Raw genomic sequence first — 26,177 nt, 5'->3', positions numbered from 1 at the left:
CGATAGGTAAGCCTTCGTCCCGACCGGTAACGCCCAGGCCGGCACCCGGTCGAGACTAGGGCCCCGACCGGGCGCGATAGCTATGAGTTACCTGAGACTCTCCTGTGTCAGGCCGTCGCCTTCGCCCGCGAGCGCGTGGCCCGGGTCCGCGTCCCGTTGCCGGTCACCCCGTTGGCCTTGGCCGCCCGGGCGGTCGCCACCGGCGAGCCTTTCGCCTCGCCGTCGCGGCCGAGCACGTGCCGCAGGAACTGGCCGGTGTGGCTCTCCGCCACCTCGGCGAGCTCCTCGGGGGTGCCCGTGGCGAGCACCATGCCGCCCTTGCTGCCGCCTTCCGGGCCCATGTCGATCAGCCAGTCCGCGGTCTTGATGACATCCAGGTTGTGCTCGATCGTGATCACCGTGTTGCCCTTGTCGACCAGGCCGTTGAGCACGATGAGCAGCTTGCGGATGTCCTCGAAGTGCAGACCGGTGGTCGGCTCGTCGAGCACGTAGACGGTCCGGCCGGTGGAGCGTTTCTGCAGCTCGGAGGCGAGCTTGACGCGCTGCGCCTCACCGCCGGAGAGCGTGGTGGCCGGCTGGCCGAGCCGCACGTAGCCCAGGCCGACGTCGACCAGGGTGCGCAGGTGCCGGTGGATCGCCGGCAGCGCCGAGAAGAACTCCGCGGCCTCCTCGATCGGCATGTTCAGCACCTCGGAGATGGTCTTCCCCTTGTAGTGCACCTCCAGGGTCTCCCGGTTGTACCGGGCACCCTTGCACACCTCGCACGGCACGTAGACGTCCGGCAGGAAGTTCATCTCGATCTTGATGGTGCCGTCGCCGGAGCAGTTCTCGCAGCGGCCGCCCTTGACGTTGAAGGAGAACCGGCCCGGGCCGTAGCCGCGCACCTTGGCCTCGCTGGTCTCGGCGAACAGCTTGCGGACGTGGTCGAAGACGCCGGTGTAGGTGGCCGGGTTCGACCGCGGGGTCCGCCCGATCGGCGACTGGTCCACGCCGACGACCTTGTCCACCTGCTCCAGCCCGGTGACCCGGGTGTGCCGGCCGGGCACCTGCCGGGCGCCGTTGATCTGGTTCGCCATCACGGTGTGCAGGATGTCGTTGACCAGCGTCGACTTGCCCGAGCCGGAGACGCCGGTGACCGCGATGAACTGGCCCAGCGGGAACGGCACGGTGAGGTTGCGCAGGTTGTGCTCGCGCGCCCCGTGCACCACCACCTCGCGGCCGGCGGTCTGCGGCCGGCGGGTGGCCGGCACCGGGATCATCTTGCGGCCCGACAGGTAGGCCCCGGTCGGCGACTTCTCGTTGGCGAGCAGCCCCTCGACGGTGCCGCTGTGCACGATCTGCCCGCCGTGCTCACCGGCGCCCGGGCCGATGTCGACGATCCAGTCGGCGGTCCGGATGGTGTCCTCGTCGTGCTCGACCACGATCAGCGTGTTGCCCAGGTTGCGCAGCCGCACCAGGGTCTCGATCAGCCGGTGGTTGTCGCGCTGGTGCAGGCCGATCGACGGCTCGTCCAGCACGTAGAGCACGCCGACCAGGCCGGAGCCGATCTGGGTGGCGAGCCGGATGCGCTGCGCCTCGCCGCCGGAGAGGGTGCCCGCCCCACGGTCCAGCGAGAGGTATTCCAGGCCGACGTCGACCAGGAACCGCAGCCGGGCGTTGATCTCCTTGAGCACCCGCTCGGCGATCATCTTCTGCCGGTCGTCGAGCTCCAGGCCGGCCAGCAGCTCGGCGCACTCGCCGATCGACAGGTTGCACACCTCGGCGATGCTCTTGCCGGCCACGGTCACCGCGAGCACCTCGGGCTTGAGCCGGGCGCCGCCGCACACCTTGCAGGGGACGTCGCGCATGTACCCCTCGTACTTCTCGCGCGACCAGTCGCTCTCGGTGTCGTTGTGCCGCCGCTCGATCCACTGCACCACGCCCTCGAAGCCGGTGTAGTAGGAGCGCTCACGACCGTACTTGTTGCGGTACCGCACGTGGACCTGGTCCTCCGCGCCGTACAGAATCGTCTTCTGCGCCCGGCTGGAGAGCGACCGCCAGGGCTGGTCGAGGGTGAAGCCCTCGGCGGAGGCGAGAGCCTCCAGCAGCCGCAGGAAATACTCCTGGGTGGTGCCGCCGGCCCACGGCTGGATCGCGCCCTCGCCGAGGCTCTTCTCCTCGTCCGGGATGATCAGCTCGGGGTCGACCTCCTTCTTCGTCCCGAGGCCGGAGCACTCGGGGCAGGCGCCGTAGGGCGCGTTGAAGGAGAACACCCGTGGCTCGAGGTCCTCGATCGCCAGGGGGTGGTCGTTGGGGCAGGCCAGGTGCTCGGAGAAGCGACGCTCGCGCTCCGGGTCGTCCTCCGGCAGGTCGACGAAGTCGAGCAGGACGATGCCGCCGGCCAGGCCGAGCGCGGACTCCACCGAGTCGGTGAGCCGCTGCTTGCTCGACGCCTTGACGCTGAGCCGGTCGACCACCACCTCGATGGTGTGCTTCTCCTGCTTCTTCAGCTTCGGCGGCTCGGTGAGCGGGTGCACCACGCCGTCCACCCGGGCCCGGGCATAGCCCTTGGCCTGCAGCTCGGCGAAGAGATCGACATATTCGCCCTTGCGGCCGCGCACCACCGGGGCGAGCACCATGAAACGGGTGCCCTCGGGCATCGCCAGGACCCGGTCGACGATCTGCTGCGGGGTCTGCCGGCTGATCCGCTCACCGCAGACCGGGCAGTGCGGGATGCCGGTGCGGGCGAACAGCAGTCGCAGATAGTCGTAGACCTCGGTGATGGTGCCGACGGTTGAACGCGGGTTGCGCGAGGTCGATTTCTGGTCGATCGAGACGGCCGGGGACAGACCCTCGATGAAGTCGACATCGGGCTTGTCCATCTGGCCGAGGAACTGCCTCGCGTACGACGAGAGTGACTCGACGTAACGCCGCTGCCCCTCCGCGAAGATCGTGTCGAACGCGAGACTCGACTTGCCGGAACCGGACAGCCCGGTGAAGACGATCATGGCGTCTCGGGGCAGGTCGAGATTGACGTCGCGCAGGTTGTGCTCGCGAGCGCCGCGAATGGTCAGTCGGTCGGCCACGGTCAGCCTCTCCGTACAGGTGTTTGAAATAGAGCAGAGCCGCGGACACTCTAGCCACGGGGTACGACATTTTCTGTCGGCCTAGGTGCAGCGCGTTCCACATGCCGGACATTCCCCCGAATCGGACTCACTCCGTAGGGGGAACCGGCAGCTTCCGCATGTCCCAGATCTCGACACCGCCGACGAGCTGCGGCTCACCCAGCGCGTCGACCAGCGTGGCCCGCTGCGCCGCGACGTTGCGCCCTTGCGGGATCAGCACCACGACCGCCGTACGCCAGTACACCAGATCCGCCGTGATTTTCTCCCGGTCGGCCTCGGTGAGGACCGGCACGGTGCCGTACTCCCGGACCCGCCAGAGCAGGCTGGAGGTGAACCGCGCCGGCGCGCTCCACGATCCGGTCCGGTCGTGCGGCGGGTTCACCGGCCCCATGAAGTAGCCGCGCGGGGTGGCGTAGTCGAAGTTGTTCAGCGTCACCCAGCGCATCCCGGTGCGGCCGGTGGTCACGTCCGGCAGCGGCACCGTGACCAGGGTGCGGCCCTCCGGCACGTACTCACGCCAGATGCCGTCGGTGAGGAACGGCGGCATCGGATCGCCGGCCACCACCGGCAGCGGCTTCGGGATCAGCGGCACCAGGGCCAGCACCATGCCGGTCCAGAACCAGCGGCGGCGCCGCCGCGGGTACTCGCCGATCTTGTCGGCGGCGAGCGCCAGCAGCACCCCGGCCACCGTGGCCGGCACCATCGCGAACCGGGTCACACTCACCAGGTCGATCACCGGCACGTGGCTGATCAGGCCGAACGGCAGCGGAATCCCGGTGTCGCGGCCGAAGACCCGCAGCTCCGGGCCCATCGACATGAGCAGCAGCACTAGGCCGGCGATCCCCGCGGCGCGGGCCGCCGCCGAACGCCACAGCATCACCACGGCCACCACGATCATGACCAGGCCGGCCGGGCCGAAGAACGTGTTGTCCTCGGTCGAGCTGACGCTCATCTGGCGGGTCAGCGCGGCGTAGCCGGCCAGCGACTGCCGGGCGAAGAAGCCCAGCGAGGCCAGGTCGGTGACGTAGTCCGACGGCGCGAACGGCTGGCCGTGATAGTTGCCCGGCCCGAAGAACTGGTACCACAGCGGGTAGGCGAGCAGCGCGAACGAGGTCGCCGCGGCCACCGCGAGCCCGGCCACGAACCGCCGCCAGACCGCGGCCACCTCACGCGGCCGCAGCACCGCGTAGGCCACCACGAAGAAGCCCAGGGTGAGCGCGGTGAAGAGCAGCGTCTCCTCGTTGATGAAGCACTGCAGCACGATCAGCAGGCCGAGGATCACCCCGCCGCGGCGGGTCCGGCCCGGTTCCCGCAGCCGCAGCACCTGCCAGACGATGAACGGGACCACGTACTGGTTGACGAAGTTCACATGCCCGTTGGCGTGCGACACCATGGTCGGCGCGAACCCGCACCAGGCGCCGCCGATCCAGGCCGCCAGCCGGCTGCTCACCAGATGCCGGGAGAGCACCCAGTACCAGGCGAAAGCCGTCCCGGCCAGGCCCAGCGTGATCAGCAGCGCGACCGAGACGCCGGCGCCGAGGAAGTGGGTGACCGGCGCCAGCGGCAGGCTCAGCGCCAGGATCGACGTGTTCGCCATCATGTTCACGCCGACCGGCGCGTTCAGCCGGTCGTTCCAGAACGGGGCGGCACCGTCGAAGACCACCCGTTCGGCGTGCGCCAGCACGGCGAGGAAGACCCCGTGGTCGTCGTCGTTGCCGGCCAGCACCCGGCCGTTCGGGTCGATCCAGAGCTGGATCGTCACCAGCACGGCGAGCGCCAGGAAGCCCAGCAGCACCCAGAGATCGATCCGCCGGCGCCACCATCCGGAGACCGGTGTGACAGGGGCCTCCTTCGTGGTCGCCACCTGCTCCTCGATCATCTCTTCTGCCGCACGCACCGGCCGAATTCTGCCAGAGGCCGGGCCACGCCCGGCACGCCCGCCCTTCTCTCCCGGCCGGCATTGACGTGCGCTTACCCCATTTTCGGTACGCCTACGAACGCTCCCGTGGCCAAACGCGATGCCGCAGCCCCTCCCGGCCGCCCGGCGACCGCCGGGCGTAAGCACACCCCCACGGCCGTCCCCAGCGCTCCCTCACCGCCCCCGCACAGCACTCCCCGTCAGCCAACAGCCGCAGCCACCCACCCGCGCTCCCCCACCCGGCCTGAGCACCGCACTGACCGCCAGCCGACAGGCGCAGCTGCCCACCAGCGCCCCTCCACCGGCCCCAGCACAGCGCTGCCCGTCAGCCAGCCAGCGCAGCTGACCAACAGCGTCGCCTCACCGGCCTCAGCAGAGCACTGCCCGCCAGCCGATAGGCGCAGCTGCCCACCAGCGCCCCTCAACCGGGCCCAGCACAGCACTGACCGTCAGCCAGCCAGCACAGCCGCCCACCAGCGTCGCCTCACCGGCCTCAGCACAGCACTGCCCGCCAGCCAGCCAGCCAGCCACCCACCAGCGCTCCCTCACCGGCCTCAGCAGAGCACTGCCCGTCAGCCGGCAGGCGCAGCTGCCCACCAGCGCCCCTCCACCGGGCCCAGCACAGCACTGACCGTCAGCCAGCCAGCGCAGCTGACCAACAGCGTCGCCTCACCGGCCTCAGCAGAGCACTGCCCGCCAGCCAGCCAGCACAGCCGCCCACCAGCGCCCCCTGACCGGCCTCAGCAGAGCACTGACCGTCAGCCAGCCAGCGCAGCCGCCCACCAGCGCCCCCTGACCGGGCCCAGCACAGCACTGACCGTCAGCCAGCCAGCGCAGCTGACCAACAGCGTCGCCTCACCGGCCTCAGCACAGCAGTGACCGCCAGCCGCCAGGTGCGGCTGACCGCCAGCGCCCCTCAACCGGGCCCAGCACAGCACTGACCGTGCGGAAGCTGGAATGGGGGTGGGGTGGCTGGGGTCTCGCCGTGCTTATGCCCGGCGGTCGCCGGGCGGCCGGGAGTGGGCGCTCAGGTCGCGGTTGGTCACGGGCGCATTCGTAGGCGTACGGCGAATGGTTTTCATCTTGCCTGGCGAGCGCGAGCGAGGCGCACTGAGCGACGTCCGCTTTCGATCTCGATCTCGCGGCGCAGCTTGCGCCAGCTGGCTAGCCGGCGCGGCGCGAGGGTGCCGTCGGCCAGGGCGGTCTGCACGGCGCAGCCCGGTTCGGCCTCGTGGCGGCAGTCGTCGAAGCGGCAGCGGGCGGCGAGCCCGGTCACGTCGGCGAAGGCGCGGTCGAGGCCGCTGCCGGTGTCCAGCAGGCCGACGCCGCGGATGCCGGGCGTGTCCAGCACCGCGCCGCCGCCCGGCACCGGGACCAGATTGCGGTAGGCCGTGGTGTGCCGGCCCTTGCCGTCCGCGTCGCGGATCGCCTGCACCGGCATGACGGTGGCGCCCGCCAGCGCGTTCGCCAGCGTCGACTTGCCCGCGCCGGAGCGGCCCAGCAGCGCGCAGGTGCGGCCGGGAGCGACATATCGTCGCAGCTCGTCGACGCCGGTGCCGAGTCGCACCGAGATCGGCAGGACCGGCACGCCGGGTGCGACGGCGGCGAGTTGCCGGGCGATCGCGCCCGGGTCGAGGCTGGTGTCGGCCTTGGTGAGCACCAGCAGCGGTTCGGCGCCCGACTCGAAGGCCAGCGCGAGCAGCCGCTCGACGCGGGCCTCGTCGGGCTCGGGATGGATCGGCTCGACCACCGCCACGGTGTCCATGTTGGCGGCGAGCACCTGGCCGGAGGCGTCCTTGTCGGCGGTGCGGCGGATCAGCACGGTGCGGCGTGGCAGCACCAGCTCCAGCGTGATGCGCCGGTCCGGCCAGCGGCGCAGCACCACCCAGTCGCCGGCGCAGGGCAGGCCGACCGGGTCACGGGCGGCGTCGAGCAGGACGCCCCCGCCCAGGGCGGCCCGGGTGACGCCGTCGGCGGTCAGCACGGTGCTGACACCGCGGTCGGCTCGCAGGACCCGGCCGGGAATCGAGTCCGCCCGGTCGAACCGCCGGAAAGCGGATGTGCAGGTCTGGTCCCAGCCGAGCTGGGACAGGTCGTACGACATGGGAACCCTTTACGGTCGAGGGAGTTTCCGGCGCCCGGCTGTCAGGCGACGGCCCCCTGGTGAAGGGACGCGGTGATCTCGAACAGCACGTTCCTCACCTCCCCGCGGGTTCGATCGATCGCGTCTGGCACCGACGGTACGGTCCGCGTCATCGGGGCGAAAGCGAATTCCGTCCCGGCCCGATAGGGTCATCTGGTGACTGAGTTCCCCTTGTCATGCCCTCCTGGCCGTCGCCTGCGAGGCCCCGGGACAGCGCACTCACCTACCGCTCGGTGCAGTGCGTCATGACCATCGACCCGCTCGTTCTGATGACGGATGTCGAGGCCGCGACCGAGGCGCTGCTGCGCACGGCGGAAGGTCTGGACGACAGTGCGGTGCGCGAGCCGTCGGCGCTGCCCGGCTGGACCGTCGGGCACGTGCTGACCCATGTCGCGCGCAACGCCGACGCCTACACGAACATGCTGACCTGGGCCCGCACCGGCGTGGAGACCCCGGCGTATGCGAGCGCCGACGCCCGCAACGCGGGGATCGAGGCCGGCGCCGGGCGACCGCTGGCCGAGCAGATCGCCGACATCCGGGCGGCGCACGAACGGTTCGCCGACGCGGCCGCGGCGATGCCGGCCTCGGCGTGGGCCTTCCAGCTGCCGCCACCGGTCGGCCAGTCCGCGGCCGGGGTGCCGTGGGGCCGGCTGCGTGAGGTCGAGGTCCACCACGTCGACCTGGGCCGCGGCTACACGCCCGCCGACTGGTCGGACGCGTTCGCCCTGCGCCTGCTCCGCGAGATCGTCACCGGCTTGCCGGCGGACGCGCCCGCCATGGTGCTGCGCCCGTTCGGGCTGGAGCATCCGCTGACCGTCGGCGCCGGGGACGGCCCGGTGATCGGCGGCCCGACCAAGTCACTCGCCGCCTGGCTGGCGGGTCGCGCCGACGGGGCCGACCTGACCGTCTCGCCCGACGGTGAGCTCCCGATTCCCGCGAGGTGGAAATGAGCGACGACTACACCGGCGACGTCCAGCCCGGCGGGGCGCCGGCGGTCCGTGACCTGGGCGACGGCCTGGCCCTCACCAAGGTGTCGGTCGGCCCGATGGACAACAACGCCTACCTGCTGCGCGCCGGCGCCGAGCAGCTGCTCATCGACGCCGCCAACGACGCCGCGACGCTGCTCGACCTGATCGGGCCGGCCGGGCTGCGGGCCGTGGTGACCACCCACCGCCACCAGGACCACTGGGTCGCACTGGAGCAGGTGGTGAAGGCCACCGGCGCCGCCTCCCTGGCACACGAGGACGACGCCCCGGCCGTCCCGGTCGTCACCGGCACCCTGCGCGACGGCGACGTCGTCGAGGTCGGCGGGCACGCGCTGGAGGTGATCCACGTGGTGGGTCACACGCCGGGTTCGGTGGTGCTGGCCTACCGGCAGCCGGGCGGCCGCACCCACCTGTTCACCGGCGACAGCCTCTTCCCCGGTGGGGTCGGCAACACCCGGGGCAACAAGACGAACTTCACGTCGCTGATCAACGACGTGGAGACCAAGCTGTTCGACCGGTTCGGTGACGACACCTGGTTCTACCCCGGTCACGGCAAGGACTCCACGCTCGGCGCCGAGCGCCCGCACCTCGCCGAGTGGCGCGCCCGCGGCTGGTGAACCCAGCGTGTGAGGTTGAGGCGAGCCGTGTGGAATTCGGGCGCTCGCCCCGTCCGAATTCCACACGCCCTGGGGGGGGTGCCTCAGCCGCGACCCGGCTGGGCGTCCTTCGTCACGGTGATGCCGGCGGCGAACTCGACGACCTGCTCACCGGTCCAGCCGAGACCGTCCCAAACCTGCACCTGCAGGCGCGGCTCGGATCCGCGGTCGACGAAGAGGGTCCAGCCGGTGGTCTGGCCCCCGGCCTTGGTGAGCACACCCTTGTTCGAGCCGACCTTGACCTCCTCGCCCTTCCAGTCGGTGGAGTCGTCGACCGACTGGAGCATGACGGCGACCTTGCCCTCGAAGCTGAGCATCTCCTGGTCCTTGATGCCGATCGGGGCGAGGGTCAGCACGCCCGCGTCGACGCCCTGGACCTCCCAGCCGTCCGGCACCTTGTCCAGCTTGAAGCCCCTGGGCTGCTTGCCGGTGTAGGACTTCAGCTCGATCGACGGGCCGGCCGGCGTCTGCGCCGGGGCCGTCGCCGGGGGCGCGGCCTCCGTCCGGGTGGTGGCCGCCGGGGTCCCGGCGGTGGCGAAAGCGAACGCCGCGGCGACGGCGGCCACCGCGAAGACCGAACCGGCGGCGGTCTGCCCGGCCCGGCGGCGGCGCAGCGCCCGGCGGCCCCGGGTCAGGTCGGCCTCGATCTGGCCGGTGGTGGGTTCGATGGTGGGGCCGGCGATCCGCTCCAGCCCGTCGTACAGGTTCTGCATGTCGATTCTCCTGGTCAGCGCAGATGTCAGCGCAGTGCGAAAGACGGGTTCTGGCCGATGACCGTGCGCAGCCGGTCCAGGGCCCGCGCGGTCTGGCTCTTCACCGTGCCCTCGGAACAACCGAGGGCGTCGGCGGTGTCGGCGACATCGAGGTCGTAGAAGTAGCGGAACACCAGAGCGGCCCGCATCCGGGGCGGCAACTGGCTCAGGGCCGCGCGCAGCCCCTCCTCCAGGTCACCGGGCCCCGTCTCGGCCGCGGCCCGGTCCGGAACCTCGGCCATCGGCCGTTCCCGTCGCCGCCACCAGCGGCGGCGCTCGTCCGTCAAGGCGTTGACCAGCACCCGGCGCAGATATCCATCGGGGTTGTCGGCCCGCTGGAACGCCGGCCAGGCGACGTACAGCTTGGTCAGGGTGGACTGCACCAGATCCTCCGCCAGGTGGGCGTCGCCCGCCGTGAGCAGAGTCGCCGTACGCACCAGCCCAGCACGCCGGGCCACCACGAAATCGTGGAATTGCTCATCACGCTCGGTCTTCACACGAGCCCCTCCTTCGCTCTCACGCCTCCCTGACGACTGCCGCCTCCCCGGGGTTGCACGAGTTCGGCCCTTGGCGGAAAGGTTCGTCGATGCTCCCGTGACGCTGGTTACGCTGGCGGCACCCCCGAGCACTGGAGGTAGCGGTGAACCTGCGACATGATCCGTCCCGTTGGGGGTTTCCCCCACCCAACCAGCCGTCCGAATGGCCACCGTCACACCTGCCCGGCGCCGGCCCAGGCCTGCCCGGCTGGCTCGAGGAACGGCTGTTCGACCAGCGAATCGTGATGCTCCGCGGTCAGCTCACCGGCGAGACGGCGACCGGGATCGCGGCCGCGCTGCTCACCCTCGACTCGGCCGGTCCCGACCCGGTGCACCTGCACGTGGCGAGCCCGGGTGGGGATCTGAGCGCCGCCCTGTCGGTGATCGACGTGATCGACGCGCTGACCGCTCCGGTGCACGCGGTGGTGACGTCCGAGGCGGGCGGCGCGGTGCTGGCGGTTCTGGCGGCGGCGGACAAGCGGGCGGCGTACCGGCACGCCCGGTTCAAGCTGGCCGAGCCACGGGCCGGCGGGGTCACCGGCACGGCGGACGAGGTGGCCGCCGCGGCCGGGCAGCACCTGCGCGAACTGGAGGAGGCGGTGCTGCGGCTCGCCGAGGTCACCGGGAAACCGCGCAGCCGCATCGAGGACGACCTCTCCTCCGGGCGCAGCCTGAGCGCGGCTGAGGCCCTGGAGTACGGCCTGATCGACGAGGTCGTCACGCCGAAGAAGAACGGGCCCCGGTGATGATCACCGGGGCCCGTTCTGTCAGCTACTTCAGGAAGCGACCTTCACACCCATGGAGCGGGCGGTGCCGGCGACGATCTTGATCGCGGCGTCGAGGTCGTTCGCGTTGAGGTCGGGCAGCTTACGCTCCGCGATCTCCTTGACCTGGGTCGCGCTGAGCGTCCCGACGGTCGTGGTGAGCGGGTTGGCGGCGCCGGACTGGATGCCCAGGGTCTTCCGGATGAGGAAGCTGGTCGGCGGCGTCTTGTAGGCCAGCGTGTGGCTGCGGTCCTCGTAGACCGAGACGATGACCGGGATGATCTCGCCCCGGTTCTTCGCGGTCGCCTCGTCGTACTCAACCTTGACGGCGCGCATGTTGGCACCGGTCGGGCCGAGCATCTTACCGAGGTCGACCATCGCGGCGTTACCCGCCTCAAGCGCGAGGGTTACCTCATGGGTCTTCTTCTTGGGAGGCATTGGGTAAGGCTCCTTAGGGTGAGCTGCGGGCCGAGACAACGCAGCTCGCCAGCATCAACGACACACGACAACCCCGAGACCTTACTACCGCACTGACGAGAGGGTCAAAACGGCTGAGCAAGCGGGGTCTCGGGTCCGCCGACAAGTGTAGCTCCCGGTCCCGGCGGGGCCGGGACCGCCCCGGATCAGTAGCGGTCGCAGTAGCAGGAGCGCATGTTCGCCCGGATGTCGACGACATAGTCCGTCGCGATCAGCTGCTTGTCGAGGTAGGCCTCCTCGACCGAGACGTGCCCCATGTTGTAGCCGGCGATCACCAGGTTCAGCAGGCACAGCGAGGTGTCGGTCTTGCACTTGGAGGTGCTCAGGTTGTACTTCTCCCCGAAGTACTTCTCGCCGAAGTACTTGGTCAGCCAGGCCAGATAGTTGGCGCCGAGGATCGCGTTCTCCCGGTAGTTCGCCGAGTCGTAGGACTTCTCGAAACGGCCGTTGATGAAGCTCTCGGTGTCCGGCATGACCTGCATCAGGCCGTATCCACCGTCACAGTTCTCGATGTTCGAGGTCCAGCCGCTCTCGTGCCAGGCGACCGCGCGCACCAGGTCGGCCGGCACCTTGAGCTCCGGCGCCGACCCCGGCCAGTAGGTCTTGGTCGCGGCCGCGTTCAGCGCCGCCTTGGCCTTCGCCTTGGAGACCTCTTTACCCTTCCGCTCGGCACACTCCGGCAGCTAGAAGTTGTTCGGGTCCTCGGTCGGCGTGCTGCTGGCGCTCGGCTTCGGCTTCGTCGACTTCGGCTTCGTCTTCGACGGCGTCGGCTCCGCGGTGGGCTCCTCCTCCTCGACCACCGGCTCCTCGGTGGTGGGCTCGATGCTCGGGGTCGCGGCCGCCGGCGCGGGCGCTGCCGCGTCCTCGTCGCCGCCTCCGGCCAGCCCGCAGCCGCCCGCCACCACCAGCGCGATCAGCGCCGCCACGACACGCGTCCTCATCGATGCGAACCTCCCCCGTAAGCCATCGATGAGGAACGCTAACAGCAGGTGAGTGATCTTCGCAGTCCACGAAACCGACCAAAAGAGCACAAGATTCGGCTCTTGACCCCGCGCCTCGGACGGCAACCTGAGCCGGGGACAATGGATCCATGCAGACCCGCACCGACCTACGCAACGTCGCCATCATCGCTCACGTCGACCATGGCAAAACCACCCTGGTCGACGCCATGCTGCGCCAGGGCAGCCAGTCCCACGCGCGCGGCGAGATGGCCGACCGCGTCATGGACTCCATGGACCTGGAGCGGGAAAAGGGCATCACCATTCTCGCCAAGAACACGGCGATCAGCTACCAGCCCGCCGAGGGCGGCCCGGTCACCATCAACATCATCGACACCCCCGGCCACGCCGACTTCGGCGGTGAGGTCGAGCGCGGCCTCACCATGGTCGACGGTGTCGCGCTGCTCGTGGACGCCTCCGAGGGCCCGCTCCCGCAGACCCGCTTCGTGCTCCGCAAGGCGCTCGCCGCCAAGCTGCCGATCATTCTGATCATCAACAAGGTGGACCGGCCGGACGCCCGGATCAAGGAGGTCGTCGACGAGACGTACGAGCTCTTCCTCGACCTCGACGCCGACGAGCACCAGATCGAGTTCCCGATCGTCTACGCGTGTGCGCGTGACGGCATCGCCTCGCTGACCCAGCCCAAGGACGGCACCGTCCCCGAGGACGCCACCGATCTCGAGGTGCTGTTCAGCACGATCCTCGAGACCATCCCGGCCCCGAAGTTCACCGAGGGCGCGCCGCTCCAGGCGCACGTGGTCAACCTCGACGCCTCGCCGTTCCTCGGCCGTCTCGCGCTCTGCCGCGTGCACGAGGGCACCATCCGCAAGGGCCAGACCGTCGCCTGGTGCAAGACCGACGGCACCGTCGCCAACGTGCGCATCTCCGAGCTGCTGATCACCGAGGGCCTGGAGCGCAAGCCCGCCGAGAGCGCCGGCCCCGGCGACATCATGGCGGTCGCCGGCATCCCGGAGATCATGATCGGTGAGACCCTCGCCGACGCGGAGAACCCGATCCCGCTGCCGCTGATCCAGGTCGACGAGCCGGCCATCTCGATGGTCATCGGTACGAACACCTCGCCGCTGGTCGGCAAGGTCAAGGGCGCCAAGGTCACCGCCCGCATGGTGAAGGACCGCCTCGACAAGGAGCTGATCGGCAACGTCTCGCTGCGGGTCCTGCCCACCGAGCGCCCGGACGCCTGGGAGGTGCAGGGCCGTGGTGAGCTGGCCCTCGCGATCCTGGTCGAGCAGATGCGGCGCGAGTCCTACGAGCTGACCGTCGGCAAGCCCCAGGTGGTGACCAAGACCATCGACGGCAAGGTGCACGAGCCGGTCGAGCGGCTGACCATCGACGCCCCCGACGAGTACATGGGCGCCATCACCCAGCTGCTCTCCACCCGCAAGGGCCGGATGGAAGAGCTGATCAACCACGGCACCGGCTGGCTGCGGATGGAGTGGCTGGTCCCGGCGCGCGGCCTGATCGGCTTCCGGACCGAGTTCCTCACCGAGACCCGCGGCACCGGCATCATGCACCACCTGTTCGAGCGTTACGAGCCGTGGTTCGGCGAGCTGCGCACTCGCCAGAACGGCTCGCTCGTCGCCGACCGCGCCGGCGTGGTCACCGCCTTCGCGATGACCAACCTGCAGGAGCGCGGCCAGCTGTTCGTCGAGCCCACCACCGAGGTGTACGAGGGCATGATCGTCGGCGAGAACTCCCGCTCCGACGACATGGACGTCAACATCACCAAGGAGAAGAAGCTCACCAACATGCGCTCGTCGACCGCCGACGAGACCGAGAAGCTGATCCCGCCGCGCAAGCTGTCGCTCGAGCAGGCCCTGGAGTTCTGCCGCGAGGACGAGTGCGTCGAGGTGACGCCGGCCGCGGTGCGCATCCGCAAGGTCGAGCTGGACCAGACCGTACGGGGCCGGGCCGCGGCTCGCCGCAAGCACCAGCAGTAACAGCCCGCATCGCGTGCCCGTCCGGCCATCGGCCGGGCGGGCACGCGGCTTTTCATCGACCGCCTACGCTGTCGCGGTGATCGATCTGGACACCACGGCGGGCCGGGAAGAACGCCGCCCCCGCAAACGCATCTACCTGGCCGTCGCGGCAGCCGTGCTATCCGTCGCGGTCGCTGCTACCGCCTTCACCCTGTACGCGTCGTCCGCCGGCGACAAGGGTCTGCGGCTCGAGGTGGACACGCGCAGCGGAACCGCACTGCAGATCCGCTGGAACGTCGAGATGGACGTGCCCAAGCCGGTCACCGGCGACCCGCTCCCGATGCCGTGGTCGACCACCCTCGACGCCCCGGAGGAATTCCAGCTGGGAGTGACCCTCAGCGCCTTCTCCACCGACACCGACCTGGTGACGTGCCGCATCTTCCTGGACGGCGAACTCGTCAGCGAGAACAGCCGGGAACGGGCCGCCATCTGCGGCTACCACCCGAAGGTCGAGCAGATGGTCGGCGAGATGCTGGAGTCCGAGACTCCCTGACCGTCATGAACAGCGGGCCCGGGCGACGCTCGTCGCCCGGGCCCGCTTCGTAGTTCACCGTCACTTGTTGGAGATCAGCTCGCGCTTCCGGTCCCGGGACGATTTGATCAAGCTCGCGACGGTCGCTATGGCGAGTGTGCCGAGAATGACCAGCAGCGAGAGCCAGATCGGGATCTCCGGCGCCCAGTGGAAGCCGTGGCCGCCGTTGATGAACGACAGGCTGTTGGTGTGCAGCGCCTCGAGGACCAGCTTCACACCGATGAAGGCGAGCACGACCGCCAGGCCGATGTTCAGGTAGACCAGGCGCTCCAGCAGGCCGCCGAGCAGGAAGAAGAGCTGGCGCAGGCCCATCAGCGCGAAGACGTTCGCGGTGAAGACCAGGTACGGCTCCTTGGTGATGCCGAAGATCGCCGGGATCGAGTCGAGCGCGAAGATCAGGTCGGTGGTGCCGATCGCGATCATCACGATCAGCATCGGGGTGAACATCCGCTTGCCGGTCTCGGTGACCACACTGAACCGGCCGTCACCGAACGACGAGGAGATCGGCAGCGCCCGCTTCGCCCAGCGGATCAGCATGTTCTCCTTGAAGTCCTCCTCGTCGTTCTCCCCGCCCTTCACCAGCGTGATCGCGGTGTAGACCAGGAAGGCGCCGAAGATGTAGAAGACCCAGGAGAACTGCGAGATCAGCGCGGCGCCGGCGGCGATGAACGCGCCGCGCATGACGAGCGCGAGCACGATGCCGATCAGCAGCACCTTCTGCTGGAGATGCCGTGGCACCGCGAAGCGGGCCATGATGATCACGAAGACGAAGAGGTTGTCGACGCTCAGCGAGTATTCCGTCAGCCAGCCGGTGTAGAACTCACCCGCCGCCTGCCCACCGGCTGCCACCCAGACGCCGACACCGAAGATCAGGGCGAGGGCGACGTAGAAGGCGACCCAGCTACCGGCTTCCTTCATGCTGGGTTCGTGTGGTCTGCGCCCGATGATCAAGAGATCGACGGCGAGCACAGCGATCAGGGCCACCAGGGTGGCGCCCCAGACCCAGGCAGAAACGTTCAACGAGGACCTCCGGCAGACACGGGTCGTCGCTGCGCCCACCCGAAGATCGAGCGAGAACAGCGACGTGCGACTGTCGGAGGTCTCTTCCGCCGCGGACGATCGACTCGATCCGCGACCACCGGCCCCGGGTTCGCCTCAGGGGGCGTTCCGTGTTGACGAGACCGGAGCGAGGGAATACTCCCCTCCCACGTGAGCCATTGTTGCGCATCCTTACCGCGAACGGCACATCGGGAGGCCGGGGCGTGGCGGGGCTCGCGCTCAAACCCGCGCATCCCGGCCGCTACACGACTTAAGAGATTGATCATTTCCGGTTCATCCGCCGTCGATTCCTCCGAAGAAGACGCCGCGATCTCAGCTTAGACCCGCGCCCGGGTGCCCGTTCTGCTCCTTTCACATTCCGCTGGAGCATCCTAGTAAGCTATCCATCTGGTGCGTATGGGACGCTTGCGGGCATGGTTCTCGAAGTTTCGCTGATCGACGTACTGCCCGGCCGGGCGGACGACTTCGTCGCCGCCTACCAGCTGGCCCGACCGGTCATCGCCGGCGCGCCAGGCTGCCGTTCGGTGCGGCTCAAGCGCGGCGTCGAGTCGGCCAACCGCTTCGCGCTGCTGGTCGAGTGGGACAGCATGGAGACGCACGAGCACAACTTCCGGCGCACCGAACGCTTCGCCCAGTGGCGGGCGCTGATCGGTGGGTCGCTGGCGCAGCCGCCGCTGGCGGAGTTCTTCACGGAGGTGCCCTCCGGCAACCGGCCCGACCCGGACCACGACTTCTTCGCCGGCTGAGGCCGCCCTGGCGGCCGAGCCCGCCTCATGGCCGCGGCTGGAGCCTAACCTCACCGGCCGTCATGAGACCGCCCGCCGCACGCCCGCGACTCAAGCTCAACCCCACCGACCGCCCTCGGGCCGCCCGCCGCACCGCCACAGCCGAAGCCCAACCCCACCGACCGCCATCAGGCCGCGCACCGCCACAGCCGAAGCCCAACCTCACCGACCGCCATCAGGCTGGACCTGCTGGGTTTCGCTTCGGAAGGCGGCGGTCAGTCGGTCGCGGGATCGCCAAAGGCGAGACAGTAGGCGGCGGTCAGTCGGTCCCGGGATCGCCAGAGGTGAGGCAGTAGGCGACGCCCGCCGGGTCGCGCAGGGTCGTCCAGCACGGCCATTCGCCGACGAAGGAGGCGCCCAGGCTTTCGTGCCAGGCCCGCATCGCGGGGATGTCGTCGGTGGAGATGTCCATGTGCGCGGAGGTCGGCCGGGTCTCGTCGAGCCGCTGGAGCAGCATCCGGACCGGGATCGGCGACGGCGGATAGAGCCTTGAGAACGTGGGCAGGCCGGTGGTCTCCAGCGACCAGCCGGTGAGCGCGGTCCAGAAGCCGACCTCGCGCCCGTAACGGAACGGCGCCACGTCCACGCAGACCTGGTGGACGCGGGAGAGCGGCCCGCCCGGCACGGCGAACGGCTCGGGCCGGTGGTGCTCGCCCTTCCACGGGTTGACGCAGAAGGGCAGCCCGGCCGGGGAGGCGAGCACCAGCCGCGACCCGTGATCGTCGACCACCGCAGCGCCGGCGTCGATGGCCCGAGCGGCGAACTCACGCTCGTCGTCCACGGCGAAATCCAGGTGGGCGCCGCCCGGCCCGTCGAGCACGCCCTGCACCCGCAGGTAGTCGTCGCCGCGATCGCTGTGCAGGCCGGCGAGGCCGGCCACGTCACGCGGGTGCGCCTGCGACCCGGACACGGCCGCCCAGAACTCGACGGCGACGTCCAGCTTCCGCGCCGGCCGGTCGACGACGGCAGAAACCCACCGGATCACAGCGACCACCAACCGGCAGCACTCGCCTCCGACCAGCGCAGGCTCGGCGGCCCACCCGCGGAGACGATCGAGCACAACGCCTCACCCACCGAGGCGGCCGAGGCCGAATAACCAGCCGAGACCGCCGGGGCCGGGAAGCCAGATGAGGAAGGCCGGCGCGGCGGCACGTCCGCCGCAGGGAGATGGGGCGGCCGCTCCTGGAGAGACCTCATGCCGTCAGCCTAGACAGATCACCGCCGCCCGGCAGCGGGCTCACTTCACCCCCGCCATGTCCATGCCGCGCAGCTCCTTCTTCAGCTCGGAGATCTCGTCGCGGATCCGCGCCGCCAGCTCGAACTGCAGCTCCCGGGCCGCGCCCAGCATCTGGTCGTTGAGGTCCTGGATGAGCTGGGCGAGCTCGGCGCGGGCCATGCCGGCACGAGCGGTGCCGCTGCCGGCCTTGCCCTTGGAGCGGGTCTCCGGCACCGGGGCCTTGCCGCGCGACATCTGCCGCCCGCCACCGCCGACCATCGGCCCGGCAACCGCGTTGTCGGTGTCCTCGGCCTCGCGGTAGATGTCGTCGAGAATGTCGTGGATCTTCTTGCGCAGCGCCTGCGGCTTGATGCCGTGGGCCTCGTTGTGCGCGATCTGCTTGGCCCGGCGCCGCTCGGTCTCGTCGATCGCGTCCCGCATCGACGGAGTGATCTTGTCGGCATACATGTGGACCTCGCCGGAGACGTTACGCGCGGCCCGGCCGATGGTCTGGATCAGCGACCGGCCACTGCGCAGGAAGCCCTCCTTGTCCGCGTCGAGGATCGCGACGAGCGACACCTCGGGCAGGTCGAGACCCTCACGCAGCAGGTTGATGCCGACCAGCACGTCGTAGTCGCCCTTGCGCAGCTCCTTGAGCAGCTCGACCCGGCGCAGCGTGTCCACCTCGGAGTGCAGATAGCGCACGCGGATGCCGTTTTCCAGGAGGTAGTCGGTGAGGTCCTCGGCCATCTTCTTGGTGAGGGTGGTCACCAGGACCCGCTCGTCCCGCTCGGTCCGCAGCTTGATCTCGTGCATCAGGTCGTCGATCTGGCCCTTCGTGGGTTTGACGACGACGTGCGGGTCGACCAGGCCGGTGGGGCGGATGATCTGCTCCACGAACTCACCCTGGGCCTGCTCCATCTCCCACGGCCCGGGCGTCGCGGAGAGGAAGACCATCTGCCCGACCCGCTCGAGGAACTCGTCGAACCGCAGCGGCCGGTTGTCGGCGGCGCTGGGCAGCCGGAAGCCGTGCTCGATCAGGATCCGCTTGCGGGAGGCGTCCCCCTCATACATCCCGCCGATCTGCGGGATCGTCACGTGCGACTCGTCGATGACGGTGATGAAGTCGTCGGGGAAGTAGTCGAGCAGCGTGTACGAAGGCTCGCCGTAGGTGCGGCCGTCCATGTGCATCGAGTAGTTCTCGATGCCGTTGCAGAAGCCGACCTGGCGCATCATCTCGATGTCATAGGTGGTCCGCATCCGCAGCCGCTGGGCCTCGAGCAGCTTGCCCTGACGCTCCAGCTCGGCCAGCCGGTCGGCCAGCTCGGCCTCGATGTCGCGGATCGCCCGCTCCATCCGCTCCGGGCCGGCCACGTAGTGCGACGCGGGGAAGATGATCAGCTCGTCGACCTCGCGGATCACCTCGCCGGTGAGCGGGTGCAGATAGTAGAGCTTCTCCACCTCGTCGCCGAAGAGCTCGACCCGCACGGCCAGCTCCTCGTAGGCCGGGATGATCTCCAGGGTGTCGCCGCGGACCCGGAAGGTGCCGCGCTGGAAGGCCATGTCGTTCCGCGCGTACTGAATGTCGACGAGCCGGCGCAGCAGCTTGTCGCGGTCGATCTCGCCGCCCACTTTCACCCGGACGGCGCGCTCGACATATTCCGCCGGGGTGCCGAGGCCGTAGATGGCGCTGACCGTGGCCACCACGATGGTGTCGCGGCGGGTCAGCAGCGACATGGTGGCCGAGTGGCGCAGCCGCTCCACCTCCTCGTTGACCGAGGAGTCCTTCTCGATGTAGGTGTCGGTCTGCGCGATGTAGGCCTCGGGCTGGTAGTAGTCGTAGTAGCTGACGAAATATTCCACCGCGTTGTTGGGCAGCAGCTCGCGGAACTCTTTCGCCAGCTGGGCGCAGAGAGTCTTGTTGGGGGCGAGCACCAGCGCGGGCCGCTGCAGCCGCTCGATCAGCCAGGCCGTGGTCGCGCTCTTACCCGTCCCCGTCGCGCCGAGCAGGACGGTGTTGCGGTCGCCGCGGCGCACCCGCCGCTCGAGGTCGTTGATCGCGGCGGGCTGGTCACCCGCGGGCTGGTAGTCGCTGACGACCTCGAACCGGCCGTCGAGTCGTGGGATGTCGAGCGCCATGCCCACCACCGTACGTCGGGGGTATGACAAGTTCTCGAACCCCGCGTGCTGAGGGTGCACATTCGGCCTGGGGCGGCGGCATTGTCCGGGCTTTCCACGGCCACCTACCCTGGTCAGGTAGGCCGCTCGCGGCGGCCGCCAGGCACCGGACGGATCGCCAGACGTTCCGTGGTGCCGCACCGTGGTCGATGCGCCCTGGACGCCCCGGCGAGCGCACCTGCGGTGGGTCGCGCACAGCGCCGACCGGCCGCCGCGAGGGCCCCTACTTTTCCGAGGACGAGGGCTGCCAGCCGGTTGCCTCGGCCCAGTCGTCGGCCGCCCGCGCCTCCGCCTCGAACCACGGTTCCTTCGCCTCGGCGTACGCTGCCCGCTCCTGATGCCGGAGCGCAAGCTCGGCTTTCGCCGCCGCGTAGGCCTCGCGCGCCTCAGGCACCGCGCGCAGGTGATCACGCATCAGCAACGCGAAACGCCAGCCCGGCGAACCCGTCACGCGGACGTGCAGATTGACCCGGTATCCGGGGTCGGCGCAGCCGTGCATCCGTTTCGGCCAGGTGCCGCCGGGGGCGCCGTGCGCGTTGTCGCTCCACTCCCCCGAGCGCTGCGGGAAGCCCAGCGCGCCCAGCCGGTCCGCGAGCTGGTCGGCCTGCACGAGCGTGCGCACGCTCAGCATCAGGTCGATGATGTCCTTGGCCGGCAGGCCGGGCACCGCGGTCGAGCCGATGTGGTGAACCTCGACACCCGGGCCCAGCCCGTGCCGGATCCGCGCGATCAGCCGCGCCGCCGCCGCCGGCCAGCCCGGGTCGGGGGGCACGATGCACAGCTCGGCGCCTTTCGGCGCGTGCCGGCGCAGGCGGAGGTTTCGCTCGAACTCGACCAGCCGCTCGCGCCACAGCCGATCCACCTGGGCGTGCAGCTGGTCCAGGCCGGCGTTGTTGGTCAGCACCACGTCGGCGACCGCACGCCGGCTGGCGTCGTCGGTCTGCGCGTCGATCCGGGCGGCGGCTTCCGCCGCCGTCATGCCCCGCAAGCCGGTCAGACGCTCCAAGCGCACCTCACGGTCGGCCTCCACCACGATCACCAGGTGGTACGACGAAGCCAGCCCCGCCTCGACCAGAAGCGGCACGTCGTTGACCACGATCGCGTCCGGTGCCGCCGCGTGTGTCAGCTCGGCGGTCCGCGCTCGCACCCGGGGATGGATGATCCGCTCGAGGCTGCGGCGTGCCTCCTCGTCGCCGAACACCTTCGCACCCAGCGCCGGCCGGTCCAGCTCGCCGTCGGCGGTCAGCACCCCCGACCCGAACAGCGCGACGATCTCCGCGAGACCGTCGGTCCCCGGCTGCACCACCTCGCGGGAGAGCACGTCGGCGTCGATGATCACCGCACCGCGCTCGGCCAGGCGGCGGGCGACCGCACTCTTTCCGGCACCGATTCCACCCGTGAGCCCGACCATCAACATGGCATCAGTATCCCGGTCGGAATGATCGACGTGTGGTCCCGGGCCGCCGGTGTGCGGGAAAGGCGAAAGGCCGCCCCGACCTGAGTCGGAGCGGCCTTTCTGGGGTAGCTGGTACAGCTGGGTATTACCGGCTGCTGCCTGAGGTCAGCTCTTGCCGCCGGCCAGCTTCTCGCGCAGAGCGGCGAGAGCCTCGTCGGTGGCGAGAGTGCCCGCGGGCTCCTCGGCCGAGCGCGCCGGGGCCGACGAGCTCGTGGAGGAGGAGGACGACGACGAGGTGGTCACGCCACCGGCCGGAGCCGGGTTGAGCGCGGCCTCGGCGTCGGCGTCGCGGGACGCCTGCACCTGCTTGGTGTGGGCCTCCCAGCGCTCGCGCGCCTCGGCGTACTGCTTCTCCCAGGCCTCGCGCTGCTTGTCGAAGCCTTCCATCCACTCGCCGGTCTCCGGGTCGAAGCCCTCCGGGTAGATGTAGTTGCCCTCGGCGTCGTACGTCGCGGCCATGCCGTAGAGGGTCGGGTCGAAGTGCTCCTCGCCCTCGACGAAGCCCTCGTTGGCCTGCTTGAGCGACAGCGAGATCCGGCGGCGCTCCAGGTCGATGTCGATGACCTTGACCAGGACGTCCGAACCGACCTGCACGACCTGCTCGGGCAGCTCGACGTGACGCTCGGCCAGCTCGGAGATGTGCACCAGGCCCTCGATGCCGTCGTCGACGCGGACGAACGCACCGAACGGAACGAGCTTGGTGACCTTACCCGGCACGATCTGGTTGATCGCGTGGGTCCGGGCGAACTGACGCCACGGGTCTTCCTGGGTCGCCTTCAGCGACAGCGAGACGCGCTCGCGGTCCAGGTCGACGTCGAGCACCTCGACCTCGACCTCCTGGCCGACCTCGACAACCTCGGACGGGTGGTCGATGTGCTTCCAGGAGAGCTCGGAGACGTGCACCAGACCGTCCACGCCACCCAGGTCCACGAAGGCACCGAAGTTGACGATCGAGGACACGACGCCCTTGCGGACCTGGCCCTTCTGGAGCTTGTTGAGGAACTCGGTGCGAACCTCGGACTGCGTCTGCTCGAGCCAGGCGCGGCGGGACAGAACCACGTTGTTGCGGTTCTTGTCCAGCTCGATGATCTTGGCCTCGAGCTCCCGGCCCACGTAGGGCTGGAGGTCGCGGACGCGGCGCATCTCGACCAGCGAGGCCGGGAGGAAGCCACGGAGGCCGATGTCGAGGATGAGACCACCCTTGACGACCTCGATGACCGAGCCGCGGACGACGCCGTCGTCTTCCTTGATCTTCTCGATGGTGCCCCAGGCACGCTCGTACTGAGCGCGCTTCTTCGAGAGGATCAGCCGCCCTTCCTTGTCCTCCTTGGTGAGGACGAGGGCTTCGATGTGGTCACCGACCGACACCACTTCCGCGGGGTCCACGTCATGCTTGATCGACAACTCGCGCGAGGGGATGACACCCTCGGTCTTGTAGCCGATGTCGAGCAGGACTTCGTCCCGATCGACCTTGACGACGGTGCCTTCGACAATGTCGCCGTCGTTGAAGTACTTGATGGTCTCGTCGATGGCTGCGAGGAAAGCTTCCTCCGAGCCGAGGTCGTCGACGGTGACCTTGTTGGCGCTCGAGGTGGCCTCGATGCTGCTCGTCATGTGGACAGTTGCTCCGAACGGATGGTGTCGTGGTGTCTCTCGCGCTCAGCGGAACTGCCACCGGACGCGGCACGAGCGAAACGAGACGACCAACCCGAGAGCAGTCTGATCAACGCAGTCGATCATGCCGAGACCGACGACCACGGAGCCTGCTCCCTGCCGAGGCACACGATCCGCGAGCGCATCGACTAGCTTACCGTGCGCATTACCACAGGTTGCAAGCCCTCCTGAGGACCGCGGCACATTGTTCGGCTGGAACCCGTCAGCATGCCCGATATGAGCTGATTCAGGGCGGCCGACACGCCTGTCGTACCGTTGCCGGGTGACCGAGATCCCCTCTCCCCAGCCCGCCCGGCGCCGCGTCACCGAGGCTGAGGCACGTCGCGCCAACCGTTCCTGGTGGGATCTTGACGCCGACGACTACCAGGATGAACACGGCGCATTCCTCGGTGACGTCGACTTCGTCTGGTGCCCCGAGCGGCTCCGGGAGGCGGACGCGCGGCTGCTCGGCGACGTACGGGGAAAAACGATCTTGGAACTGGGCGCCGGCGCTGCGGCAGCCAGCCGGTGGTTGCGCCGCGAGGGCGCCCGGCCGGTCGCCCTGGATCTCTCCGCGGGCATGCTGCGGCATGCGCGCGAGGCCGCCGAGCGCAGCGGGGTACGCGTGCCGCTCGTCCAGGCCGACGCGATGGCCCTGCCGTTCCCGGCGGACGCGTTCGACATCGTGTGCACCGCGTTCGGGGCCATCCCGTTCGTGGCCGACTCGGGCGCCGCGATGCGCGAGGTGGCCCGGGTGCTGCGGCCCGGCGGCAGCTGGGTGTTCTCGGTCACGCACCCGATGCGCTGGGTCTTCTGGGACGAGCCGGACGAGAGCGGCCTGATCGCGCGGAACTCGTATTTCGACCGGACGCCGTATGTCGAGCGGGACGAGGACGGCACCGTCAGCTACCTGGAGCAGCACCGGACCATCGGCGACCGGGTGCGGGAGCTGGTCGCGGCCGGGTTCGTGCTGCGGGACCTGGTCGAACCGGAGTGGCCGGAAGACCACGAGCAGGTGTGGGGGCAGTGGAGCCCACTGCGCGGACGGCTCTTCCCGGGCACCGCGATCTTCGTCTGTGAGCTGCCCAAACTCTGACCGGAGTCGTTTTCCGGCCCGGTCAGCGGGTATCTCGCGAGCATGAGCAGCGCGGAGAAGAGCCTGAAAAAAGGCGACAAAGTCACCTGGAAGAGTCACGGTGAGAACGTCCACGGCACCGTGCAGCAGAAGATCACCAAGCGCACCGAGGCCGCCGGCCGGACGAACCCCAGTACAAGGTCAAGAGCGACAAGACCGGGCGCGAGGCGGTGCACAAGGGCGGGGCGCTGCGTCATGGCTGAGCAGACCGACACGTACGCCGAGTTCCGCGACGCGGTCAACATGACCCCTGCCGAGCTGCGCAAATGGCTCGGCAGCGACGAGTCCCGGGACGTGGGCCAGAAGTCGTCGGCCGGGGCCGAGTCGGTGGGGCACGACTCCGGCCGGAAGATCGTGCAGATCCTCGGCAAGAAGAAGACCGAACTCACCGAGGCCGACGAGAAGCACATGCGCAAGGTGGTCGGCTACGTGCACCGGCACATGGCGCAGCGCCCGGACGGGGACGTCAGCGAGAGCCGGTGGCGGTACTCACTGATGAACTGGGGTCACGACCCGCTCAAGAAGTGACCGTGACCGGCCGGCCCGGCGGGTCGAGCGCCGCGGCCAGGGCCGTGAGCGCGGCGGGGACCGGCCGGTAGTACACCCAGGTGCCCCGGCGGGAGCTGCCGACGAGGCCGGCCTCGCGCAGGATGCGCAGGTGATGCGAGATCGTCGGGCCGGTCAGCGGGAAGGCGCCACTCAGGTCACAGACACAGATCTCCCCGGACGGCACCGAAGCGATCATCGAGAGCAGGCGCAGGCGTACGGGGTCGCCGAGCGCTTTGAACATGACGGCGAGGGCGCCGGCGCGAGCGGCGTCCATGGGGCCGTCGGCGATGGCGGCGGGGTCGCGCAGCGCTGGCGGCAGTGATCCGCCGGCCGACGGGCGGCCGCCAGCCGGGCCATCGACAGCCGAGCCGGTGCCAGTGGTCCCGTCGGCCGAGCCTTCGACAGCCGATGCAACGCCAGTGGTGCCGCCGGCCGAGTCTTCGCCAGCCGAGCCGACGCCAGTGGTGCCGCCAGTTGAGCCTTCACCAGCCGAGCCGGCGCCAGTGGTGCCGGCGCCCGCCAAGTCATCTACCGCTGAGCCGCCTACTGCTGAACTCCCACCGGCTGCGCTGTCGTCAGTGGGCCCATCCTCGGCTGCGGGCCGGTCCGGCGGTGGGTTGAAGCCGGGTCGGCGGGACGATGCGGGCGCGGTTTCGGCGACTGCGGCAACGACTTCCATCGATGTCGATCCACTCGGCATCGGACCAGAGTGGCAGATCACCGCAAAGCGCGCGACGGCGCCACCCGGAAGAGTGGCCCGGCCCTGGCCAGCGGCAGGAGTCCGGCGGCGTTGCGGCCGACGGCGCCACCGACGTCCGCACCGCGGAGCCCCACGGGAGGAACCCGCGCGGAACCGATGGCGGCGCGAGGAAGCTGACCACATCCCCGGCCCGCCATTGCGGCAGGGCCAGGCCCAGCGGTCGCCCGGTCCGGCGCGCGCGACGACAGCGAAGAAGTGGTCGGCACCAGCCATCGGCCCGCCGGCACACGTCGGTAACGCGAAGGTAGGCCGGCATCGACCGGCATACCGCTCCGAGAGAAGCCGGTGGCACAGCCGATAGCAGCAGGTGCCCGCCCCGGCACGCACCGCCAACGGCGACCAACCAGCCGACATCCACGACCAGCCCACCGGCACGCACCGCCAACCGCGACCAACCAGCCGACATCCACGACCAGCCCACCGGCACACACCGCCAACCGCGACCAACCAGCCGACATCCACGACCAGCCCACCGGCACACACCGCCAACCGCGACCAACCAGCCGACATCCACGACCAGCCC

General features: G+C 69.8%; 22 protein-coding genes and 1 pseudogene. 9 read left to right on the top strand and 14 right to left on the bottom strand.

Annotation, left to right across the window (positions count from 1 at the left end; all coding sequences use genetic code 11):
* Window positions 1-107: 107 nt before the first annotated feature.
* From uvrA to rsgA, 3 genes are all read right to left on the bottom strand, one after another.
* Window positions 108-3,065, bottom strand: a complete 2,958-nt coding sequence (gene uvrA, locus AB0F81_RS13420) for an excinuclease ABC subunit UvrA (protein WP_360195799.1) — start codon at window positions 3,063-3,065, stop codon at window positions 108-110.
* A 127-nt stretch (window positions 3,066-3,192) separates the two neighbouring features.
* Entirely contained in the window at window positions 3,193-5,001 is a 1,809-nt protein-coding gene (locus AB0F81_RS13415) for a hypothetical protein (protein ID WP_360195796.1), read from the bottom strand.
* 1,099 nt (window positions 5,002-6,100) lie between these two features.
* Window positions 6,101-7,126, bottom strand: coding sequence for a ribosome small subunit-dependent GTPase A (gene rsgA, locus AB0F81_RS13410; protein WP_360195793.1), 1,026 nt, complete (start codon window positions 7,124-7,126; stop codon window positions 6,101-6,103).
* 284 nt (window positions 7,127-7,410) lie between these two features.
* Here rsgA and AB0F81_RS13405 point away from each other — a divergent pair, with 284 nt between their 5' ends.
* Window positions 7,411-8,115: a maleylpyruvate isomerase family mycothiol-dependent enzyme gene (locus tag AB0F81_RS13405; RefSeq protein ID WP_360195791.1), complete on the top strand. Its 705-nt coding sequence runs from the start codon at window positions 7,411-7,413 to the stop codon at window positions 8,113-8,115.
* Complete coding sequence (locus tag AB0F81_RS13400) at window positions 8,112-8,768, top strand: MBL fold metallo-hydrolase (RefSeq protein WP_360195788.1); 657 nt, start codon at window positions 8,112-8,114, stop codon at window positions 8,766-8,768. The genes AB0F81_RS13405 and AB0F81_RS13400 overlap by 4 nt, the downstream gene beginning before the upstream one ends.
* Before the next feature lie 83 nt (window positions 8,769-8,851).
* On the opposite strand, the gene AB0F81_RS13395 is transcribed toward AB0F81_RS13400, so the two are convergent.
* Window positions 8,852-9,520: a hypothetical protein gene (locus AB0F81_RS13395; protein WP_360195785.1), complete on the bottom strand. Its 669-nt coding sequence runs from the start codon at window positions 9,518-9,520 to the stop codon at window positions 8,852-8,854.
* A 26-nt stretch (window positions 9,521-9,546) separates the two neighbouring features.
* Window positions 9,547-10,056, bottom strand: a complete 510-nt coding sequence (locus AB0F81_RS13390) for a SigE family RNA polymerase sigma factor (protein ID WP_360195783.1) — start codon at window positions 10,054-10,056, stop codon at window positions 9,547-9,549.
* Between the two features lie 143 nt (window positions 10,057-10,199).
* Between AB0F81_RS13390 and AB0F81_RS13385 the strand changes: the two genes are divergently transcribed.
* A complete protein-coding gene (locus tag AB0F81_RS13385) occupies window positions 10,200-10,841 on the top strand; it encodes an ATP-dependent Clp protease proteolytic subunit (RefSeq protein ID WP_360195780.1) in 642 nt (213 codons plus the stop codon).
* Window positions 10,842-10,871: 30 nt separating this feature from the next.
* Here the strand turns inward: AB0F81_RS13385 and AB0F81_RS13380 are convergent, their stop codons facing one another.
* The 3 genes from AB0F81_RS13380 to AB0F81_RS13370 form a co-directional block, all read right to left on the bottom strand.
* Window positions 10,872-11,297 carry a 50S ribosomal protein L11 gene (locus tag AB0F81_RS13380; protein WP_360195778.1) on the bottom strand — a complete coding sequence of 142 codons (426 nt, stop codon included), beginning with the start codon at window positions 11,295-11,297 and terminating at the stop codon, window positions 10,872-10,874.
* Between the two features lie 185 nt (window positions 11,298-11,482).
* A complete protein-coding gene (locus tag AB0F81_RS13375; protein WP_360195775.1) occupies window positions 11,483-11,905 on the bottom strand; it encodes a transglycosylase SLT domain-containing protein in 423 nt (140 codons plus the stop codon).
* A 114-nt stretch (window positions 11,906-12,019) separates the two neighbouring features.
* Window positions 12,020-12,277, bottom strand: a complete 258-nt coding sequence (locus tag AB0F81_RS13370) for a hypothetical protein (protein ID WP_360195772.1) — start codon at window positions 12,275-12,277, stop codon at window positions 12,020-12,022.
* 149 nt (window positions 12,278-12,426) lie between these two features.
* On the opposite strand from AB0F81_RS13370, the gene typA reads away from it, so the two are divergent.
* On the top strand, window positions 12,427-14,292 hold the full coding sequence (gene typA / locus AB0F81_RS13365) for a translational GTPase TypA (RefSeq protein ID WP_360195770.1): 1,866 nt from the start codon (window positions 12,427-12,429) through the stop codon (window positions 14,290-14,292).
* Window positions 14,293-14,368: 76 nt separating this feature from the next.
* On the top strand, window positions 14,369-14,824 hold the full coding sequence (locus AB0F81_RS13360) for a hypothetical protein (protein WP_360195767.1): 456 nt from the start codon (window positions 14,369-14,371) through the stop codon (window positions 14,822-14,824).
* A gap of 60 nt (window positions 14,825-14,884) precedes the next feature.
* On the opposite strand, the gene AB0F81_RS13355 is transcribed toward AB0F81_RS13360, so the two are convergent.
* Complete coding sequence (locus AB0F81_RS13355) at window positions 14,885-15,883, bottom strand: TerC family protein (protein ID WP_360195764.1); 999 nt, start codon at window positions 15,881-15,883, stop codon at window positions 14,885-14,887.
* A 452-nt stretch (window positions 15,884-16,335) separates the two neighbouring features.
* Here AB0F81_RS13355 and AB0F81_RS13350 point away from each other — a divergent pair, with 452 nt between their 5' ends.
* Window positions 16,336-16,668, top strand: a complete 333-nt coding sequence (locus tag AB0F81_RS13350) for an antibiotic biosynthesis monooxygenase (protein WP_360195761.1) — start codon at window positions 16,336-16,338, stop codon at window positions 16,666-16,668.
* A 298-nt stretch (window positions 16,669-16,966) separates the two neighbouring features.
* Here AB0F81_RS13350 and AB0F81_RS13345 read toward each other — a convergent pair whose 3' ends face one another.
* The 4 genes from AB0F81_RS13345 to rpsA all read right to left on the bottom strand — a co-directional run bounded on the left by AB0F81_RS13345 (window position 16,967) and on the right by rpsA (window position 23,171).
* Entirely contained in the window at window positions 16,967-17,692 is a 726-nt protein-coding gene (locus tag AB0F81_RS13345) for a VOC family protein (protein ID WP_360195758.1), read from the bottom strand.
* Window positions 17,693-17,944: 252 nt separating this feature from the next.
* Window positions 17,945-20,062 (bottom strand): excinuclease ABC subunit UvrB, encoded by a 2,118-nt coding sequence (uvrB, locus tag AB0F81_RS13340; protein WP_360195755.1) that lies wholly within the window; start codon window positions 20,060-20,062, stop codon window positions 17,945-17,947.
* Window positions 20,063-20,324: 262 nt separating this feature from the next.
* Window positions 20,325-21,518 (bottom strand): dephospho-CoA kinase, encoded by a 1,194-nt coding sequence (gene coaE, locus AB0F81_RS13335; RefSeq protein WP_360195752.1) that lies wholly within the window; start codon window positions 21,516-21,518, stop codon window positions 20,325-20,327.
* 144 nt (window positions 21,519-21,662) lie between these two features.
* Window positions 21,663-23,171: a 30S ribosomal protein S1 gene (rpsA, locus tag AB0F81_RS13330; protein ID WP_360195749.1), complete on the bottom strand. Its 1,509-nt coding sequence runs from the start codon at window positions 23,169-23,171 to the stop codon at window positions 21,663-21,665.
* Between the two features lie 322 nt (window positions 23,172-23,493).
* On the opposite strand from rpsA, the gene AB0F81_RS13325 reads away from it, so the two are divergent.
* The 3 genes and pseudogenes from AB0F81_RS13325 to AB0F81_RS13315 all read left to right on the top strand — a co-directional run bounded on the left by AB0F81_RS13325 (window position 23,494) and on the right by AB0F81_RS13315 (window position 24,873).
* Complete coding sequence (locus tag AB0F81_RS13325) at window positions 23,494-24,306, top strand: class I SAM-dependent methyltransferase (protein ID WP_360195747.1); 813 nt, start codon at window positions 23,494-23,496, stop codon at window positions 24,304-24,306.
* Between the two features lie 42 nt (window positions 24,307-24,348).
* A pseudogene (locus tag AB0F81_RS13320) lies at window positions 24,349-24,548 on the top strand (DUF2945 domain-containing protein).
* Entirely contained in the window at window positions 24,541-24,873 is a 333-nt protein-coding gene (locus AB0F81_RS13315; RefSeq protein WP_360195744.1) for a DUF3140 domain-containing protein, read from the top strand. Before AB0F81_RS13320 ends, AB0F81_RS13315 begins: the two are co-directional and overlap by 8 nt.
* Here AB0F81_RS13315 and AB0F81_RS13310 read toward each other — a convergent pair.
* Window positions 24,863-25,168, bottom strand: a complete 306-nt coding sequence (locus AB0F81_RS13310; RefSeq protein WP_360195742.1) for a metalloregulator ArsR/SmtB family transcription factor — start codon at window positions 25,166-25,168, stop codon at window positions 24,863-24,865. The two genes, AB0F81_RS13315 and AB0F81_RS13310, sit on opposite strands and share 11 nt — an antisense overlap.
* Between the last annotated feature and the right edge of the window lie 1,009 nt (window positions 25,169-26,177).

It is taken from the genome of Actinoplanes sp. NPDC024001 (assembly GCF_040638955.1).
Lineage (GTDB): Bacteria > Actinomycetota > Actinomycetes > Mycobacteriales > Micromonosporaceae > Actinoplanes.
The sequence above is the reverse complement of the archived record's forward strand: the minus strand, read 5'-3'. Positions and strand labels throughout refer to the sequence as shown.